A 17,442-nucleotide genomic window follows, 5' to 3' on the forward strand; every position below is an offset into this window, starting at 1 on the left:
TGCTTTAGTTATTGTACAAGTATGATTATGTAAAAATTTATTTTTCTCTTTTATCTAGGTTTTATCTGAAATTGTCATTCGAGTAGCTGACATACAACTGTACGGACATTAAAGAAATCAGTATACAGCTGTATGAACATTGTGGTAATTTGCGTACTAAACAATGTCATCCCAGTGCTCCGACACTGGGATCCATTTTCCATCATCATTAGAAACGTTATATTTTAGCATAACTTTTATACTCACAAATTTAACTGGATGCCAGTGCTGGCTACTTTTATGACATCTATCATTTTATGTTTATAGTATTTTTTGCAAATAAACGTTCGTAGTTGTAAATTAAATGCAAAAAAATACTTGACACATTTGGTAAGTTGATTATTATTAGTAAAAATGGGGGTATTTTAGAGCTCGAAATCCACCTTATTCAAGTCTGCAGACTTTTCAACTAATCTCTCAATAAAAAAATATAGTACAGTCTACTTCAGTGCATACTTAATTTCTATCATGAGGTAACCGTTCACGGAATATTCCCAATTAGGCAGGAATAGCGACTAAATTCTGTAGTTTCTGGACAGGATTCTGATCATTCAAACGTGCAGTCAAAAATATCGAAAGCATTCTTTCAATGAACTTTTCTCCACGTTCTGACCAAGTGAAAAAACTATTTTTACGATAAATGACGTACCGTCTAGCCTGACGTTCTGCAAGGTTATTGGTTGTCTCGATCAGATCAGGATTGCGCACGAATCTCCACATCATATCTTCAGAACGTAGTATATTGGCAGCCATTCTCGAGGCCTGAGTTCCTTTTGCAACCCTTGTTATCTCTCGCAAAAAATGTTTCACCCTTTTTCGAATCTTCCTCATTAACCGGAAAAATCTTAAATTGTCTATCAGGTTTTGTTTACGTGCTCTATCTACCACAAATACCCTGTTGCTCAGCGATTTTAATGCTGCGCCAATTCTGCTCACTTCAACATTTTTACTGTAAAAAAACCTTTCAAAGTCCCTTGCTAAATGGGCCCAGCATATCTGTCTGTTTTCACGATTAAAGTAATTATACGCAGCATACCTATCGCTTATAACTATTCCATCATACTCTGGCAATAGCCCTTTTAATATCTTCTTTCCGCGAGATCCAACTAACTTCATAAGTGTTGCTGTTTTATTCGTTACTACCCAACTCCAACCTTTCTTTCCCTGGTTCCTATGGCTTGTTTCATCTATATGTAAATACTTGCTTTTCCGTAGCTCTTCTCTTATTTTTTCGTATTCAGATATACATTTTTCTGATACTCTACCCTCGGTCTTTGATACCAAACCTAGGCTTATATTCAGATTAAATATGCTGCTCAAAATTTGCTGTACTTCCCTTTTTGAATTGATAAAAAATCCACTAAAACTGCTAATTACTGCTTTTGCATTAGCTCCTAAAAGATCCCTTGTCACACCTTCAGGCAGACTAGCTGAGATCCTTTTCTTACACGCCTTACAGTAGCCTTTTTGTAGCCTATATTCAGTCACTATCGGTTTAATTTTTGGCAATTCAACCTTTTGATGCACAGTTTCTTCTTCTAAAATAACTTGGCTTCCACACATGCAAATTGTATCAATTGAACATTTTACCACCTCATCTGCTACCATCAATTCCCGCTTGTGCGCTTCATGTCCTGGCTGCCCGCCTGGTTTTTTATCGCTCTTCTTTTTTGTCTTTTTGCGATATACATCTTGCGATGGTGGCAGCGATGAATTTTTTGAATTTAAACCCAGCTTATCCTCTAGCTCAATTATTTTTGTCCTTAACTTATCATTCTCTGCTTTCAGAGTACCAACTTCTGACTCCAATACCACAATCTTTTCTTGTAGCACCTCTATCATCAACCCCTCATCTATCTAGTTTATTGTTTTTTATACTAATTATGCAATTTTTGTAAACTACTTTCTTATACCGTGAATGGACAAAGTTGATAAGCCTAAACGCCATCATGTCTTTAGGAGAGTCTGCTAATGAAGGCTCTTAAGTTGACGCCATTGCGTGAACGGTTACATCATGAGGTGTGTTATATTTTTCTAAATCTTTTCTTTATAGGAGGGTCATTATGTCTAAAATTCCTTAAACATTAATTTTTAACTTAAACATTTATTAAATAGTGCAGTACTGCCTTACGTGTTGCTAATCCAAACTTTACTTGCTGTAAAATAACACAATCTGCTATATCACTGCTAATTTCGATACCTCTGTTTATTGGTCCTGGGTGCATAACAATTGCATCTGGTTTTGCGTGCGATAGTTTTTGTGCATCAAGTCCATACAAGTGAAAATATTCTTTTTCTGAATAATTATTATTCATGCGCTCTTTTTGCAATCTTAAAAGCATAATTACGTCAGCATCCTTTATACCTTCGATTAATGAATAGTGAAGTGAATCTACTTCATGAAGACGCTTACAAATCAAAGCTGGTGGTGCAACTAAGCTTATTTTTGCTCCAAACATTTTTAGCAATCTTATATTTGATCTTGCAACTCTACTGTGCAAAATATCTCCACATATCACAATTTTGAGGTTTTTTATTTGTTTTTTATGATTGGTAATTACGAGATAATCTGCAAGAGCTTGAGTTGGGTGTTCACTGCTTCCATCGCCTGCGTTGATTAGCGAGCAGTTAACATGCTTTGCCAATGTATTAATAATACCACTACTTTTATGCCTGATTATCATATAGTCAGGATTCATTGCATTTAGTGTTTTTATCATATCTTTTAGATCTTCCCCTTTGTTAATAGAAGAAGATTTTATTGGTAAAGTTATAACATTTGCTCCAAGGCTTTTTGCTGCTATTTCAAAAGATGTGAGCGTACGTGTTGAATCTTCAAAGAATAGGTTTATGACTATTTTATTTTTCAGAACATGACTATTTTCAACTTTTTCTTCAAGGTATTGGTTGGCTAATTTAGTTATATTTTCTACATCACCGATTGTGAGGTCTGAGATATTTAATAAATTCCTTCTCTTGTCCATAGCTCCTTTTTTGAGCTTATTCTACTTTCTTAATTTCAATTACACAACTGTAAAGTAAAGTAGAAGGAAGCTATAAAATTTTATTTCCACTTACATTCATCTGCTATCATAACAGCCTCAAAGAGATGCTTCTCAAGCTCACTTATAGGCAGAGTACTTTGTAGGTAATTTCCCCAAGATTTTAACACATCAGAAGTTTCAATACCTTCAACAATAGGATATTCTTGATTTTTTTTAGCATATAGCTCTTGAGCCTGTTTGCTTACAAAAAACTCCAATAAAGCTATGGCATTTTCTCTGTGTTTTGCGTTTTTTGTTACTGCTGCACCACTAATATTCACCATTACACCATCATTAGGAAAGAAAGCTCCTAACTTTTCTGTGATATTCTTTTTATTTTCTGATGAAAGGATTCTTGCAAAGTAGTAGCTATTTACTATTGCAACATTGCCTTCACCAGCGGCTACAGCATAAATTTGATCTGTGTCACCACCGCTTGGTTTTCTTGCCATGTTGCTTACAATTCCACTCACCCATTCTTTTGTTTTTTCAAAACCATTTTTTGCAATCATAAAAGCGATCAATGATCGGTTATATGGACTTGTGGAAGAGCGTACTAATATTTTCCCTTTCCATTTTTCATTCGCTAAATCTTCATAGGTACTTAATTCCTTAGGATCTACTGATTCTTTATTGTAAACCAATATTCTAGCTCTTTTTGTGAGGCCAAACCAATAATCTTCATTATCTCTAAATTTTGCAGGTATGGCATTTTTTAGAGTCTCTGAATCCACTTGAGATAAGAGCCCTCTTTTTTTGGCTAAAATCAAATTCACTGCATCTGCAGTTAAAAACAAATCAGCTTCACCACCATTTTCCATACGTGAAAGCAATTGGGAATAATCATCAATTATATAACGTACCTTGATACCGGTATTTTTTGTAAATTCATCAAATAAACTATGTACTAATTCTTCTTTACGTGATGAATAAACGTTTACTACTTGTGAATCATCAATTCCGCTATTTTTATATAAAAAATTAACGACTATCAATATAGCTGCTACTAAAGGTATAAATACTAAAACTTTTTTCATAAACAAACCCCTTCCTTGTCATCATCTCAAGCTATCAAAATAGCAAGGTCTTAGCAAGTGTAAAAATTCCAATCAATGGACATTGTAGGAGATTTATTTCATTCACCTATACTATAGATAGCATCCTTATAATTGTGAGATTGAACTACAACCTGCTCAAGTGTTAAACTGCTGCGTTTAGCGTCTTTACTATGATTTTCTCCAAGAACATTTGTTCTTTCTCGTTTTATTTCCTTAATGAATTTCCCATTAACATTTTCAGGATCAATCGTTTCTTCAGAATATACAAGATTAGTGCAATTTGTTTTTCTATAGTAATGCACGCCAAGATATACAGCTAGTAATGCAAATATACCTAAGCCTGTAAGTGGTAATAATCTTATATTATTGGTCAAAGGGTTTTGGTAAAATTTTTGTATATTATTAACACCACCTTCTGCATAAAGCAATAAAGGGAGCGCTATATTTGCAGCAACTACACCAGTTAATAATGCAGTAAATAGTGGCCTATTGTTAATTACAGACTCTATTTTATTAGTTTTACTGATTACTTTTTCATCAATATTGACGAATCCTTTTTCAGATTTCCAAGCATTAAATACAAAATTTGAATGAGTGCCATTGCTATATTCCAGCCTTACAGACTTTATAACTTTACCTTTTGGCTGATGCCTAAAAACATTGTCTAAAACTTCATCTGCATTTTTTTCTTGAGTTTGATATTCTTTGGTATTTACAAACTGTTTTATTCCAAGCAGCATTGGGCTAATTGCAAACAATGAAGCAACTGCAATAATCGGTACGATGGTATAGAGCGGACTGTTTGTAAAGAACGCAATAAATTTTGCTTTATCTTGTAAATATACTAAAGCTGTAGATGTGCCAAGCACGATAGCGGCCGCACCAAAAATTATAACACCTTTCTGCTGCATAGCATACTGCGCTTTGGGCCATAATCTGTTTTTTTGCAGTTTAAACTCCCTATCTGTAGGCGAAGACTCTTGAGAGCTACTTCTGCTCGTGTATGATGGCGGAGAAGTTGAAGGTGTATCGCTACTTTCACTCATTCCTTTAAGGATATTGTTCTTAGTTTTTTTTGTATCCCAAGGTTCGCTATATATTGTTCCTTCAGAAGGTGATCTGCTTAGAGTTGGGTTATCTATTTTATTATCCACATTCTCTTTGGGAGTTTTTTTTCTTTCATCTATAGCTGCATAAGTAACACTTTCTGATCCATTGCGAACCGATCCTCCTGAAGTGGATAAACCCAACTCTACATAAGTAGATCCTTCTTTTTCTTGAGAAGAAGAGGATAGTGGTATTTGAGTATCAAGTGAATTTCCATCTCGTAAAGCTTGATTTTTTGGCGGAAGGAGAGGGGGTGTTTCATCAAGTTGTGAAGCTTGATTAGTTGGTAGAATAGGTGATGGCTTATTCGAGGTAGCTTCTCCTGCTTCTTCAAATGGATTTGTGTTTTTGCCATCTTGTTTTGGAGTACTTGTTCTGGGAGTTGGTGTTGGTGAAGTTGCTTTACTATTTTCACTCACTGCTGTATGAGAAAGCAGTGTGACGTTATCTTTATTTCCTGATCCAGGCATATTCGCTCCAAAATTAATTACAATGTTATGTTGATTACGCTATAGTTATTAAGATATAGTGAATACTAATTTAAGAATAAATATTAGTATAAGAACTGCTGATCAAAGATCCTTTCATTCAAAGGGCAATCTTTGTCAAAAAGTAGAGTGACTGTATTTTCGTGATCTTTCTGTATTTTTACCTGCGATATGTCGTGAAATTCCTTGTAATCTGATACTACAAGTGCTGGACGATTTTCCACGTCGTTGATATCAATTTGCACTATTGTATCATTTGAGATTAGCGCTCCATTCCAACTCCTTGGGTAGTAGCTATTGATGGAAGTCAGTGCAAGTAAATTTGAATTAAGTGGTAAGATTGGCCCACCGGCAGAGAAGTTATATGCAGTGCTGCCTGTGGGAGTAGACAATATTATGCCATCTCCTCTGAATTTTTCTACTTTTAGCTTATCATTAATGGTAATATTCATCTCCACTATTTGATTTGCATTTCTAAAGACATACACTTCATTTACTGCGATGTAACGGTGTTTTTTGCCACTTATGTCTGTGGCTTCCATTTTTAGTAAAGTTAGCTGAGTAGGAACTGCATGTTCTATATGATCAATTAGATCTTCAAAGCATTTATTCATCAAAAATCCGACGTTACCGGTATTTATTCCATACACATGTATATCTTTATTTCCTATGACGTAGTTGTGTAGGGTGCGTAGCATAAAACCATCGCCACCAACAACTATCAGCAGATCAACTTCATGCTTACCTGCTTCTGCTATATTGATAAAATTGAGTTTCTGTAGTAGTTTAGATACTTCCTGAGACTTGGGTAGCGAAGAAGCAATATAGCCTACATTTTTATATTTATACATGTTAAATAAAGAGGGGAGGAACTAAAAAAGACTCCCGTATTTATCATTAAACTTAGCTATTTTACTATCCTTCTCCCCTGAACCGCTTGTCAAACTTCCAGTCCATGCAGGATGAGTAAGAGGATCTCTATCAAGCTTTATTCTTTGACCTTCTTTTCCATAAGTGGAATAAGTTTCAAACTCTTGACCATCTGTCATAACTATAGTAACTTTGTGATAATCGATTTCTGCCATTGTTCTTACAAATTTCTTACCAGCTAAGATTTTAGTGAATCTGGTTCATTTGGTCAATCATTATTGTGAAATATTGACAAAAAATAAATAAAGTAGTATTCTCAATGAAGAATGAAAAATTTTTTATGATTTTTGCTTTTCCTGGTCAGGGCTCCCAATTTGTAGGAATGGGAAAGAGCTTATATGATGAATTTTCAGTTGCAAGGAACGTATTTGATGAAGTAGATGACATATTGGGTAGAAAGCTGTCTCATTTGATTTTCAATGGCCCTATTGAGAAATTAACCATCACGGAAAACGCTCAGCCAGCTATAATGGCAGTGTCAATTGCAACGCTACGTGTTATGAAGCACGTATTTGGTGAATCTCTTTACAGCGTTCAGTATGTTTGTGGGCATTCAGTTGGCGAGTATACAGCGCTGTGTGCTGCAGGGGCATTGACGCTTGAGTCTGCAGTCAAATTGCTAAAAGTTCGTAGCGAAGCAATGCATGAAGCTTCACTGAAATGTAAAGGTGGAATGGTTGCGCTACTTGGAGCAGAAATAAGTGAAGTAGAAGGTATATTAAAATCAGCTCAAATTGATTGTGAAATTGCAAACGATAATGGTGGTGGGCAGGTAGTGGTGAGTGGTACTGCAGAGGCTCTTGAGGTCTTACCTGATTTATTCAAAAACTCAAGTGTCAAGAAAATGATAAAATTACAAGTTAGTGGGCCTTTTCACTCATCTTTTATGAAACCTGCTGATGAAAAACTTCTGGAATTTTTAAAAAGCATCAACATAACTCGCCCTTCGATTCCTTTTGTATCAAACGTTACAGCTAAGGAAGAAAGTGATCCAGAGATCATAAGAGCTTTGCTCGCTAAGCAAGTTGTAAGTAGAGTAAGATGGAGAGAGATGGTTTTATATATGATAAGCCATGGCACTAATAAGTTTGTTGAAGTTGGCCCTAACAAAGTTTTATCTAATCTAGTTAAAAGAATTGACCAATCTATCAGTGTGAAAAATATAGATAGTATTGGTGATATTAATAGCTTCTTTGATGAATCATTAGTACTAACAGCGAAAAATTTAAAAGTTGGGTTAAGTTAAAGCATATCTATGTAATATCATTCAAGTAGCTAACACTAGTTCCTTTATGATGGTGTCATCCCAGTGCTTGACACTGGCATCCAGATTGGGCATTAAGTTGGTAAACACTTTACAACGTTTTTTGTATAAAAGGACTGGATGCCAGTGTCAAGCATTGGGATGACACCGAAGCTGAATGACACCTTCCTGCTAGAAAATATTCGCACAGTTGTACGTCACGCACTGATTGGATTTTTGCTTCGTGTAAAATAGTTTCAAGGCTGTATTTTCTTTATTTTGCTTATAACTTCCACAAGCAATGCAAACATAAATGAAGAATACAAATATGCTTTTGGTAGTTCTATGTGAAGCCCTTCAAGTGTTAGATATACACCGACGAGTAAAATAAATAGAATGGCAATTACTTTTAAGCTTGGGTTGGATTTTATTACCTGAGCGGTATAACTTGATGAAAATAGCATCGCTAGTATGGAAAATGTAAATGCTATGGCAATGATTATCATATTGTGAGTTAATGCTATGGCAGTTAATATCGAATCAACCGAAAAAACTAAATCTATTAATATAATTTGTAGCACAACTAAAAAAAATTGTGATTTAACGTTTGCCTTTGTTTGGTTCTCCTTATGTACAAAAATGTCGCTCCATAATTCTATAGAGCTTTTAACAATAAGGAATAATCCTCCTGCAATCATAAGCAAATCCTTTACTGAGATATCCAGCGATACAGTGTGAAATATAGGCTTTTGCATTGATAATATATATGATGTAAAAAATAGTATTACAAAACGCATCAATAGCGCCAAGCCAAAACCTATAAGGCGGGCTCTTTCTCTCAGCAGATTTGGCACCTTATCTATTGCTAGAGAAATAAAGATTAAATTGTCTATACCAAGTATAGTTTCAAGTAGCGTAAGTATCAATAAAGTCCAAGCATCAGCTAGCATTTTCATTCCAAAGTCAGATTTTGTACTTTACAATAGATGTGTAAAAATTAAGTAACTTCGCCTAGGTAATTAAAAAATCAGCCTTACCCGAAAAAGGAAGAGAAAAAAGGTCATTTTTATAATAAAAGTACTTTTATAAGAAGAATAATAAAATTAAAAATCTAACTCTCTTTACGAAAATTTTAAATAGATTATAAAATAGTTGTACCATGAAAGTATATGCCTTCTTTGTAGACTAAGATTTTTCTTTAAATTAAGATAGATACACGATAAAAGGAAATATGACAAAAGAATCATTAGCAAAAACTGATATAGTGAAAGTTGAAGATCAGAAAGCACCAAAGAGCTTTTTTAAGATACTAGGTGAAGTAGCAAACGCTGTAAGATCATGGGTTGGCAATATTAACCCTGATTTAAGTAGTAGTCGCGATGTCGATAGTTTAGTCTTGAAGATGAACGAATGCTTAAACCCAAAGGGGGGTGAAGTCTCAGCACGTAAGAACACAGTATCTCTTGGTAATTTGTACTTGAGTTTATCAGAGGCAGGTCAAATAAAATTTTTACAAACCCTGGCAGAAAAGTTCAATCCGGATAAAACGAAAATAGATGAAGAAATAAAAGTATATAAGAAAAATCAAGATTCTGAGTCGAGCTATAAGTTTGAACAAGACTTAATAAAAGTCCTTGAATCACCACGCTCTAAAATATTGAAGCAGTTTATCTCCTTACCAGAAGGTCTTAAGTTTATTGTTGATATGCGTTCTGATGTGCTTAAGCTAAAGAACCAATATGAAAATCTAAACCCACTAGAAAATGAATTAAAAAATATACTCTGTACTTTGGTTGATGTTGATTTACTTGATCTTCATCAAATCACCTGGGATTCACCTGCATCATTGTTGGAAAAACTTATAAAATATGAAGCTGTACATAAAATTTCTTCTTGGGGTGACCTAAAAAATAGGCTAGATTCTGATCGTCTCTGTTTTGCTTTCTTTCATTACAAAATACCAAACGAACCTCTAATTTTTGTAGAGGTTGCATTGATGAATGAGATTTCAGATAGTATTCAACACCTTTTGGATGAGTCAGTGCCCTCAAGTGACCCAAGCAGTGCAAGTACTGCTATATTCTATTCAATATCAAACACTCAAACTGGTTTATCTGGAATTAGCCTCGGTAACTTTTTAATAAAGAGAGTCGTAGAAAAACTATCGCAAGAATTTAAAAGCGTAAAAGTGTATGCAACTCTTTCTCCAGTTCCTGGATTTACAAAATGGCTAAAAAATCAAGACGTAGCTTTATTAGGTAAGCTTAATATAAAACAATCAGGTACAGAAATTTTAGAAAGCATAAAAACTAACATTGAATGCGAAAAACAGTCCCTACTGAAACTTTGTGCACACTATTTGCTAAAGGTTAAAAGCAGTAGTGGTGGTGCTTATGATCCGGTCGCACACTTTCATTTAAGCAATGGTGCATCAATAAAACAACTAAACTGGATGGCTGATACTTCTGAAAAAGGCATTAGTCAGTCAGCCGGGATAATGGTAAATTATTTGTATGAATTGCCTAAAATAGGTAACAATCATGAGAATTATATGATTAATAAAGTGATTTCTCATTCAAAAAAAGTGTCAGCTATGTTAAAGGAATAATAGGAAGTGCGCAAGCATATAGAAAGTGCTAACATTCCCTAATGTTTATGTATATAATATTGAATAGTTTTATGAGGTAAAATGTATTAGTAGTGAGATATTAAAAAAAATAAAACAAAAAATACAAGATAGAGTAACACGTAAAGAACTGTACAGTGTCTTTACATATTCTGAAGAAATAAAGTCATTTAATGATTATGTTAGTAGTATTAAACGTGATGGAATAAACTCAGAGAAATCAAGTCTATTGAAAGATATTTATGAAGGCCTTAATTCTATGTTTACTAACATTGCTATCGACTGGGATAGCAATCGAGGTAGCCTAAGTAGTGAAAAATTAATATACATTATCAAAACTTAGGGTCTATCTTAGAGATGGTAATCATAATTGAAGGATTGAAGACAGGATTGGGCCAAGAATACGTGATACTCGGCATTGATGAATCCACGTTAATTTGTGATATCGAATCACTTCAGAAAAAAATGGAAGAAAAGCTAAAAGGAATGCAACAACAAAATGAAGCAAGGCAAGAAGAATTAGAAAAGAAAATTGAAGAAAAGTTTAGAAAGTATATAGAAAACGGCACTATTGATGCAGTATCAATTGAAAAATATGATAATTGTAGTTTGTGTGATGCAGTAATCAATCTAAAAGACAACAGTAAAAGCATAAATATTGAGATAAGCGAGTTTTTAAATAATGATTTTCGTAAAAAAAACAATATTCATGAAATTCGTATTTTAAATGGCGATCAAGAAGAAGTTGTCTGTGGCTTTGTAGATAAAAATGGAGTGAGGTGTTATAATTTAGGTACTGCAGCTCAATATGGAATAAAGTTTAATTGGTATATAGATGAAAGGGAATTTATCATTATATTAAGTGCTAATAGCGATGGCACTATTAAAATAGCAAGTGATAAGCCAGATGATAAAGATTTAGAAGAAAATAAAGATGTAAGAATTAAAGTTGGTAATGATTACCTAAGCCTTGCTGATGCAGTAAAAACATGCAACCAGGAAAAGAATGAGGAAAGTAGCAAACTGAGTCAATCATCAACTACTGAATACTTCCGACCAGTACAGACGCCAGCTTAATGTTTTCAGCAAAAAGGAAGATAAGTAATTGCTCTTGTAATACTTAAAATGTAAAATAGATCTACTTAAATAAGTAGATCTATGAACAATATAAGAAATTTTGCAATAATAGCACATATAGATCATGGTAAGTCAACTCTTGCTGATCGTTTGATAGAAGAATGTAACGGTCTTGAGACAAGGGAAATGACCAATCAGGTACTTGACTCAATGGATATAGAGCGTGAACGCGGAATCACAATCAAAGCACAAACGGTAAGACTCAATTACACTGCAAATAATGGTAATAAATATTGCCTCAACCTCATGGACACACCAGGTCATGTTGACTTTTCATATGAAGTCAGCCGAAGCTTAGCCGCATGTGAAGGCTCACTTTTGGTAGTAGATAGCAGCCAAGGAGTTGAAGCTCAGACTCTGGCAAATGTCTACAAGGCAATTGACAATAATCATGAGATAATAGTTGTGCTTAATAAAGTCGATCTTCCTGCTGCAGATCCAGAAAGGATAAAGCTTCAGATTGAAGAGGTAATCGGAATTGATGCAACTGAGTCAATTTTGATATCGGCAAAAACTGGTTTTGGGATAAAGGATGTACTTGAAGCTATAGTGACAAAACTTCCCGCTCCTCAAGGTGATACAAATGCTCCACTGCAAGCAATTTTAGTTGATAGTTGGTATGATCCTTACCTAGGAGTAGTAATTTTAGTGCGAGTTAAAAATGGAGTACTAAAAAAAGGCATGAGAATCGTTATGATGTCTAATAATGCTACATATCAGGTCGATAATATCGGTATTTTCACTCCTAAAAAAGTTATGACTGGTGAACTTTCAGCAGGTGAAGTTGGTTTTATAACTGCTTCAATGAAAGAAGTAGCTGACTGCAAAGTAGGAGACACTATTACTGAAGAGAAAAGGCCGTGCAGCAAGGCATTACCTGGCTTTAAAGAAGTACATCCTGTAGTATTTTGCAGTATTTTTCCCAATAACACAGATGATTTTAAATATTTAAGGGAAGCACTAGAAAAATTACATTTAAATGATGCTAGTTTTACATTTGATGCTGAAACGTCAAATGCCCTAGGTTATGGATTTCGTTGCGGTTTCTTAGGAATGCTACATCTTGAAGTCATTCAAGAAAGACTCGAAAGAGAATTTGATTTAGATCTAACAGCAACTGCACCGAGTGTTATATATAAAGTTGCAACACAAAATGGTAAAGTTTTAAATATCCATAACCCAAGCGATATGCCAGACCCTACAAAAATTGAAATAGTGGAAGAACCGTGGATCACTGCAACTATAATGGTACCTGATCAATATTTAGGAGAGATTCTATCTCTGTGTGAAGAGAGGAGAGGAGAACAGCAGGATTTATCTTATGTTGGTAATACGACAACAGCACTACTGAAGTATAAATTACCGCTGTCTGAGGTTGTTTTTGATTTTTACGATAGACTAAAATCAATTTCCAAGGGATATGCAAGTTTAGATTGGGAAATATCCGATTATCAGGAAAGTCAGATAGATAAATTAAGTTTTTTAGTTAATGGAGAACCTGTGGATGCGTTAGCCTGCATTGTTCATAAAAGCAGGGCAGAAAAAAGAGGCCGTGAAATATGTGCACGTTTGAAAGACTTGATACCACGCCAGCAATATAAAATCGCGATTCAAGCGGCAGTAGGCGGAAAAATTATTGCTAGAGAAACGATTAACCCGTATAGAAAAGATGTAACAGCTAAGCTCTATGGTGGAGACGTCACACGAAGGATGAAGCTGCTTGAAAAGCAGAAGAAAGGTAAGAAAAGATTGCATTCTGTAGGAAACATAAACATCCCACAAAATGCTTTTATTGAGGCTTTGAAAATAAATGATTAATATACATCCAAAAACATAAATTTAAAGGTAACCGTTCACGGATTGTGAGAATGAATTAAAGAACTAAGCAGTGACAGCTACTAGATTCTGTAGCTTTTGAAAGGGGTTCTGGCCATTTAGACGTGATGTCAAAAATATCGACAACATTCTTTCCACGAATCTTTCTCCACGTTCTGACCAGGTGAAAAAGCTGTTTTTACGATAAATTACGTACCGTCTAATTTGCCGTTCTGCAAGGTTATTAGTTGTTTCTATCACTTCAGGTTTTCTTAAAAACTTCCACATCATATCCTCAGATCGTAACATCTTAGCGGCCATTCTTGAAGCTTGAGTGCTATTTGCAACCCTCGTCATTTTACGTAAAAAATGTTTTACCCTTTTCCGAATTTTTCGCACCAGTCGATAAAATCTCAAATTATCTATCAAATTTTGTTTTTTTGCCTTATCTACTACAAACACCTTATTGCTGAGCGATTTTAGTGCTTGGCCAATTTTGCTCACTTCAACATTTTTACTATGGGCAAATCTCTCAAAATCTCTTGCCAGATGTGCCCAACATATCTGTCTATTTTCACGATTGAAGTAATTGTATACAGCGTATCTATCGCTCACAACTATACCATCATATTCTGGCAGTAAACTCTTCAACACCTTCTTACCACGAGACTCGCTTACCTTCAGAAGTGTCAACGCTTTGTTTGTTATTACCCAACTCCAGCCTCTCTTTCCTTGATTTCTGTGCCCTGTTTCGTCTATATGCAAATACTCGCTTCCTTGCAACTCTTCCTTCATTTTCTCATATTCAGATGCACACTTCTTCGATACCCTGCGTTCAGTATTTGAGACTAAACCAAGGCTTATATTTAGATTAAAAATACTGCCCAAAATTTGCTGTACCTCTCTTTTTGAGTTAATAAAAAAGCCGCTAAGGCTGCTTATAACTGTTTTAGCATTGGGTCCTAGAAAATCTCTTGCAACACCTTCGGGTAAATTTGCTGTAATTCTTTTATTACATACTCTTATATGTTAAAAACAAGTCTTTATAAATGTCACGAAATGGCGGTATAAAGACACGCAGAGAGGAGGAACCGTACATACTCTTGGTCATAAGGACCGTTTTGCAGCAAGGTTCTCCTCTCTGGTTTATTATACTGAAAGTTCCGAACAACTGGTTGAGCTTTTAGGCTCGTATATAAGGGTGGAAAATGCAGTATACACATTATTTATGGAGGGATTATGAATTTATCAAATATTATTACTGGCATTGATATTAGCAAAAATAAACTAGATATCCATATTCATCCACTTGGACATCATAAAGTATTTGAAAATAACGTTCAAGCTATTGATCAAATAATCGACTTTTTGCGTTTACATAACGTAACCAAAGTTGGACTTGAAGCAACTGGTGGGTACGAAAAATTATGTGCTTATACTTTATTAAGCCATGGTTTTGAAGTATATGTCATTCAACCAAGATGGGTGAGAGATTATGCAAAAAGCCTTGGTATTGCTACTAAAACTGATAAAATAGACTGTAGCATCATCTCACGTTATGTTAGTAATACAGACATGCGTGTCACTCCTTTAAAAGTTAGTAGTATTGACTGTTTGAAGCAAAAATTATCTCGCAGGAATCAACTAGTAGAAATAGCAAAAATACAAAAAACCCAAGCTCATCAAGTAACCGATTTATCTATAATCAAACAAATGGAAGAGCTACTTGCAGTTTTACAAAATCAAATTCAAGTCTTAGAAGATGAGGTAATGGAATTAGTCGATAAAAATCAAGAGCTTAAAAAAAAGTACATGTCAATAACTAGTATACCTGGTGTAGGTGCAATAACAGCTATTACTTTTATTTGTTATCTACCCGAGCTTGGAACTCTCCAACATAAAGAAATATCCAGCCTTTCCGGAGTTGCACCTTTTAATCGAGATAGTGGTTTTAGTAAGGGAAAAAGGTGTATTCAGGGTGGTAGATCACAAATTAGAAAGGTTTTACATATGTGCATTCTTAGTGCGCAAAGGTACAATTCTTATATAAAAATCTTCTTTGATAGGCTATACAATCAATATAAAAAACCATATAAAGTTACCTCTACTGCTGCAATGAGAAAATTACTTATCCTTGCTAACTCTTTAGTAAGAGACGGTAGACTGTTTACTGAGGAGTATAGCCCTAAAACTGCTTCTATATAGCAATAGCATAGCTGTGAATAAGTACGCCCACACAAATTTTAAGTACTTATTCACAGCTACATCAATTTTTCTATTGACTTTTAACACAACTGCTACAATGTCCTCTTTGCAACCTGTACTCAGTTACAATTGGCTTAATTTCTGGCAACTCTGCCTTCTGATGAATAATTTCATCTTCTAAAGTAATCTTACCTCCACACATACAAATTGTATCAATTGTGCATCTCACTACCTCGTCTGCAGCCATTAATTCACGCTTATGCACCTTATGTCCTGGCTGACCTCCTGGTTTTTTATCACTTTTCTTTTTTGCTTTCTTACGATATATATCTCGTGATGGTGGCAGCGATGAGAATTTTGCGAATTTAAGCCCAATTTGTCTTCTAATTCAACTATTTTTGCTTTCAAGCTATCATTTTCTCTGATCAGTGCTTTTATTTCTTCCTTGAGATTAGCGTTTTCTGCTACAACCTTTTCTTGCAGCACTGTTGTCATTTACCCATTCCATATTTAGCTTCCTATCTCTTTACACTTTTATACTTACTTTGTAAACCACCTTATCTCCGTGAACGGTTACATTTAAAGAACTAAGTGATATTTTCTCAATAAATTTACTGACATTGATATGGGTAAATTTGAAATAGCTATGTGAATTTGTAAAACACTATATAAGATACCATACAACGAAATCATCCCAGTGTTAAACGCTGGGATGACAGAGAGCAGCTCAATTGCTCCACTCAATCAGTAAAAATCAGATATATGTAGACATTGGCTAAAACCATTCCAACAACATTTTAGTGAAACTTAACAAGCTTATCTATAGTTTTAGTGATGATTCTTGGAGTATTTGGAGAGACTTCTGAGCCCAGTCTATTTAACCGCTCTATAGCAAACCCGCTGTTCTCATTTATTATGAAATCACATAAAATATTTTCTATATCTTTAATAACACTTTCATGCTTTCTCAGAGGATGGTTATTCGGATATCTATGAATGGTTTTGATGCTAGAATACTCAACGAAAGCTTGATCTTTAAAAGCAAGTTGTCTCAATTTCTCTTTGAATTTTTCTTCTTCATCTCTTGCTAAAAGGCAAGACTTTATCAGTGATTTTATAATCGAGTTTATAGCCTGATGTATTTCAGAATGCACTATAACTTTGATGATATTTTCTTCCACTATGCAATCATAAGTGCTTTTTTCGCTCTTTAATGACTCTATAAGCATTTTGCTATTTTGCGAATTCAATTCCAGATTCTCTTCACTTATAGGAGTCATTATAAAGGTATTCTTATTTACCCTGATGTAAAATTGTGGCAACCCTTTAGAACAGGCAAATGCTACATCCTTAGACTCAAGTGCGTGATTGTATGAAGAAGAAAGGGTGCTTGCTATAACGCTACTTGGTACTTTCATTCCATGATTACTTAGGTGATTTAACATATTCTCAACATCATGATATGTAAAACCTGTATCTTTTATCAATTCAACAACTTCTATGCAATTGTGTTGTTTATACTCTATTGTCACTTCTTCTGTAAAAAGAGTTTTAGCTGCTATATGCTTATCAAGCACTGTGAAAATCTTGATGAAACTCTCTAAATCTTGTTTGTTAATTAATTCAATACTAATTAAGTTTTTGCTAACAATTATAATATTTTTTATCATTTTTTCCCACTAAAAAAACTCACTAGATGAATTGTATTTTTAATTCATTAAAAATTGTTTAAAGTGGGTATGCCAGCAAC

16 protein-coding genes are annotated in these 17,442 nt (G+C 34.5%); 5 read left to right on the forward strand and 11 right to left on the reverse strand.

The annotated features are described in order from the left end of the window. Positions 1-537: 537 nt before the first annotated feature. The 6 genes from tnpC (OPR58_RS07605) to rpmE form a co-directional block, all read right to left on the reverse strand. Positions 538-1,881: an IS66 family transposase gene (tnpC, locus tag OPR58_RS07605; protein ID WP_265022247.1), complete on the reverse strand. Its 1,344-nt coding sequence runs from the start codon at positions 1,879-1,881 to the stop codon at positions 538-540. Positions 1,882-2,135: 254 nt separating this feature from the next. Continuing rightward, positions 2,136-3,023: an aspartate carbamoyltransferase catalytic subunit gene (locus OPR58_RS07610; RefSeq protein ID WP_265022384.1), complete on the reverse strand. Its 888-nt coding sequence runs from the start codon at positions 3,021-3,023 to the stop codon at positions 2,136-2,138. An 80-nt stretch (positions 3,024-3,103) separates the two neighbouring features. Continuing rightward, on the reverse strand, positions 3,104-4,120 hold the full coding sequence (locus OPR58_RS07615) for an extracellular solute-binding protein (RefSeq protein WP_265022385.1): 1,017 nt from the start codon (positions 4,118-4,120) through the stop codon (positions 3,104-3,106). Between the two features lie 98 nt (positions 4,121-4,218). After that, positions 4,219-5,718 carry a hypothetical protein gene (locus tag OPR58_RS07620; RefSeq protein ID WP_265022386.1) on the reverse strand — a complete coding sequence of 500 codons (1,500 nt, stop codon included), beginning with the start codon at positions 5,716-5,718 and terminating at the stop codon, positions 4,219-4,221. A gap of 83 nt (positions 5,719-5,801) precedes the next feature. Then, a complete protein-coding gene (locus OPR58_RS07625) occupies positions 5,802-6,587 on the reverse strand; it encodes an NAD kinase (protein ID WP_265022387.1) in 786 nt (261 codons plus the stop codon). A 21-nt stretch (positions 6,588-6,608) separates the two neighbouring features. Continuing rightward, complete coding sequence (rpmE, locus tag OPR58_RS07630) at positions 6,609-6,821, reverse strand: 50S ribosomal protein L31 (protein WP_006013575.1); 213 nt, start codon at positions 6,819-6,821, stop codon at positions 6,609-6,611. Between the two features lie 125 nt (positions 6,822-6,946). On the opposite strand from rpmE, the gene fabD reads away from it, so the two are divergent. Continuing rightward, a complete protein-coding gene (fabD, locus tag OPR58_RS07635; protein WP_265023184.1) occupies positions 6,947-7,912 on the forward strand; it encodes an ACP S-malonyltransferase in 966 nt (321 codons plus the stop codon). Between the two features lie 254 nt (positions 7,913-8,166). On the opposite strand, the gene OPR58_RS07640 is transcribed toward fabD, so the two are convergent. After that, entirely contained in the window at positions 8,167-8,859 is a 693-nt protein-coding gene (locus tag OPR58_RS07640; protein ID WP_265022388.1) for a TerC family protein, read from the reverse strand. A 281-nt stretch (positions 8,860-9,140) separates the two neighbouring features. On the opposite strand from OPR58_RS07640, the gene OPR58_RS07645 reads away from it, so the two are divergent. The 3 genes from OPR58_RS07645 to lepA all read left to right on the forward strand — a co-directional run bounded on the left by OPR58_RS07645 (position 9,141) and on the right by lepA (position 13,490). Then, positions 9,141-10,517, forward strand: a complete 1,377-nt coding sequence (locus tag OPR58_RS07645; protein ID WP_010402191.1) for a malonyl-CoA decarboxylase — start codon at positions 9,141-9,143, stop codon at positions 10,515-10,517. A gap of 375 nt (positions 10,518-10,892) precedes the next feature. Next, positions 10,893-11,612 (forward strand): hypothetical protein, encoded by a 720-nt coding sequence (locus OPR58_RS07650; protein ID WP_265022389.1) that lies wholly within the window; start codon positions 10,893-10,895, stop codon positions 11,610-11,612. Positions 11,613-11,693: 81 nt separating this feature from the next. Beyond that, positions 11,694-13,490, forward strand: a complete 1,797-nt coding sequence (gene lepA / locus OPR58_RS07655; protein WP_265022390.1) for a translation elongation factor 4 — start codon at positions 11,694-11,696, stop codon at positions 13,488-13,490. Positions 13,491-13,553: 63 nt separating this feature from the next. On the opposite strand, the gene tnpC (OPR58_RS07660) is transcribed toward lepA, so the two are convergent. Further along, a complete protein-coding gene (gene tnpC, locus OPR58_RS07660) occupies positions 13,554-14,513 on the reverse strand; it encodes an IS66 family transposase (protein ID WP_320109902.1) in 960 nt (319 codons plus the stop codon). A 213-nt stretch (positions 14,514-14,726) separates the two neighbouring features. Between tnpC (OPR58_RS07660) and OPR58_RS07665 the strand changes: the two genes are divergently transcribed. Then, positions 14,727-15,692, forward strand: a complete 966-nt coding sequence (locus OPR58_RS07665; protein ID WP_264336652.1) for an IS110 family RNA-guided transposase — start codon at positions 14,727-14,729, stop codon at positions 15,690-15,692. Positions 15,693-15,762: 70 nt separating this feature from the next. Here the strand turns inward: OPR58_RS07665 and OPR58_RS11310 are convergent, their stop codons facing one another. From OPR58_RS11310 to OPR58_RS07680, 3 genes are all read right to left on the reverse strand, one after another. Further along, a complete protein-coding gene (locus OPR58_RS11310) occupies positions 15,763-15,939 on the reverse strand; it encodes an IS66 family transposase zinc-finger binding domain-containing protein (RefSeq protein WP_406846499.1) in 177 nt (58 codons plus the stop codon). Further along, positions 15,939-16,187: a DUF6444 domain-containing protein gene (locus tag OPR58_RS07675; protein ID WP_265022268.1), complete on the reverse strand. Its 249-nt coding sequence runs from the start codon at positions 16,185-16,187 to the stop codon at positions 15,939-15,941. The genes OPR58_RS11310 and OPR58_RS07675 overlap by 1 nt, the downstream gene beginning before the upstream one ends. A gap of 302 nt (positions 16,188-16,489) precedes the next feature. Then, positions 16,490-17,362, reverse strand: a complete 873-nt coding sequence (locus OPR58_RS07680) for a hypothetical protein (RefSeq protein ID WP_265022391.1) — start codon at positions 17,360-17,362, stop codon at positions 16,490-16,492. Positions 17,363-17,442: the final 80 nt, after the last annotated feature.

The organism is Wolbachia endosymbiont (group B) of Ischnura elegans (assembly GCF_947251585.1).
In the GTDB taxonomy this organism is placed as follows: domain Bacteria; phylum Pseudomonadota; class Alphaproteobacteria; order Rickettsiales; family Anaplasmataceae; genus Wolbachia.

Excerpts from the sequence above, each read along its gene's own strand:
- tnpC (WP_265022247.1), bottom strand. The coding sequence starts at position 1,881 with ATGATAGAGGTGCTACAAGAAAAGATTGTGGTATTGGAGTCAGAAGTT.
- OPR58_RS07610 (WP_265022384.1), bottom strand. The coding sequence starts at position 3,023 with ATGGACAAGAGAAGGAATTTATTAAATATCTCAGACCTCACAATCGGT.
- OPR58_RS07615 (WP_265022385.1), bottom strand. The coding sequence starts at position 4,120 with ATGAAAAAAGTTTTAGTATTTATACCTTTAGTAGCAGCTATATTGATA.
- OPR58_RS07620 (WP_265022386.1), bottom strand. The coding sequence starts at position 5,718 with ATGCCTGGATCAGGAAATAAAGATAACGTCACACTGCTTTCTCATACA.
- OPR58_RS07625 (WP_265022387.1), bottom strand. The coding sequence starts at position 6,587 with ATGTATAAATATAAAAATGTAGGCTATATTGCTTCTTCGCTACCCAAG.
- rpmE (WP_006013575.1), bottom strand. The coding sequence starts at position 6,821 with ATGGCAGAAATCGATTATCACAAAGTTACTATAGTTATGACAGATGGT.
- fabD (WP_265023184.1), top strand. The coding sequence starts at position 6,947 with ATGATTTTTGCTTTTCCTGGTCAGGGCTCCCAATTTGTAGGAATGGGA.
- OPR58_RS07640 (WP_265022388.1), bottom strand. The coding sequence starts at position 8,859 with ATGCTAGCTGATGCTTGGACTTTATTGATACTTACGCTACTTGAAACT.
- OPR58_RS07645 (WP_010402191.1), top strand. The coding sequence starts at position 9,141 with ATGACAAAAGAATCATTAGCAAAAACTGATATAGTGAAAGTTGAAGAT.
- OPR58_RS07650 (WP_265022389.1), top strand. The coding sequence starts at position 10,893 with ATGGTAATCATAATTGAAGGATTGAAGACAGGATTGGGCCAAGAATAC.
- lepA (WP_265022390.1), top strand. The coding sequence starts at position 11,694 with ATGAACAATATAAGAAATTTTGCAATAATAGCACATATAGATCATGGT.
- OPR58_RS07665 (WP_264336652.1), top strand. The coding sequence starts at position 14,727 with ATGAATTTATCAAATATTATTACTGGCATTGATATTAGCAAAAATAAA.
- OPR58_RS11310 (WP_406846499.1), bottom strand. The coding sequence starts at position 15,939 with ATGGCTGCAGACGAGGTAGTGAGATGCACAATTGATACAATTTGTATG.
- OPR58_RS07675 (WP_265022268.1), bottom strand. The coding sequence starts at position 16,187 with ATGACAACAGTGCTGCAAGAAAAGGTTGTAGCAGAAAACGCTAATCTC.
- OPR58_RS07680 (WP_265022391.1), bottom strand. The coding sequence starts at position 17,362 with ATGATAAAAAATATTATAATTGTTAGCAAAAACTTAATTAGTATTGAA.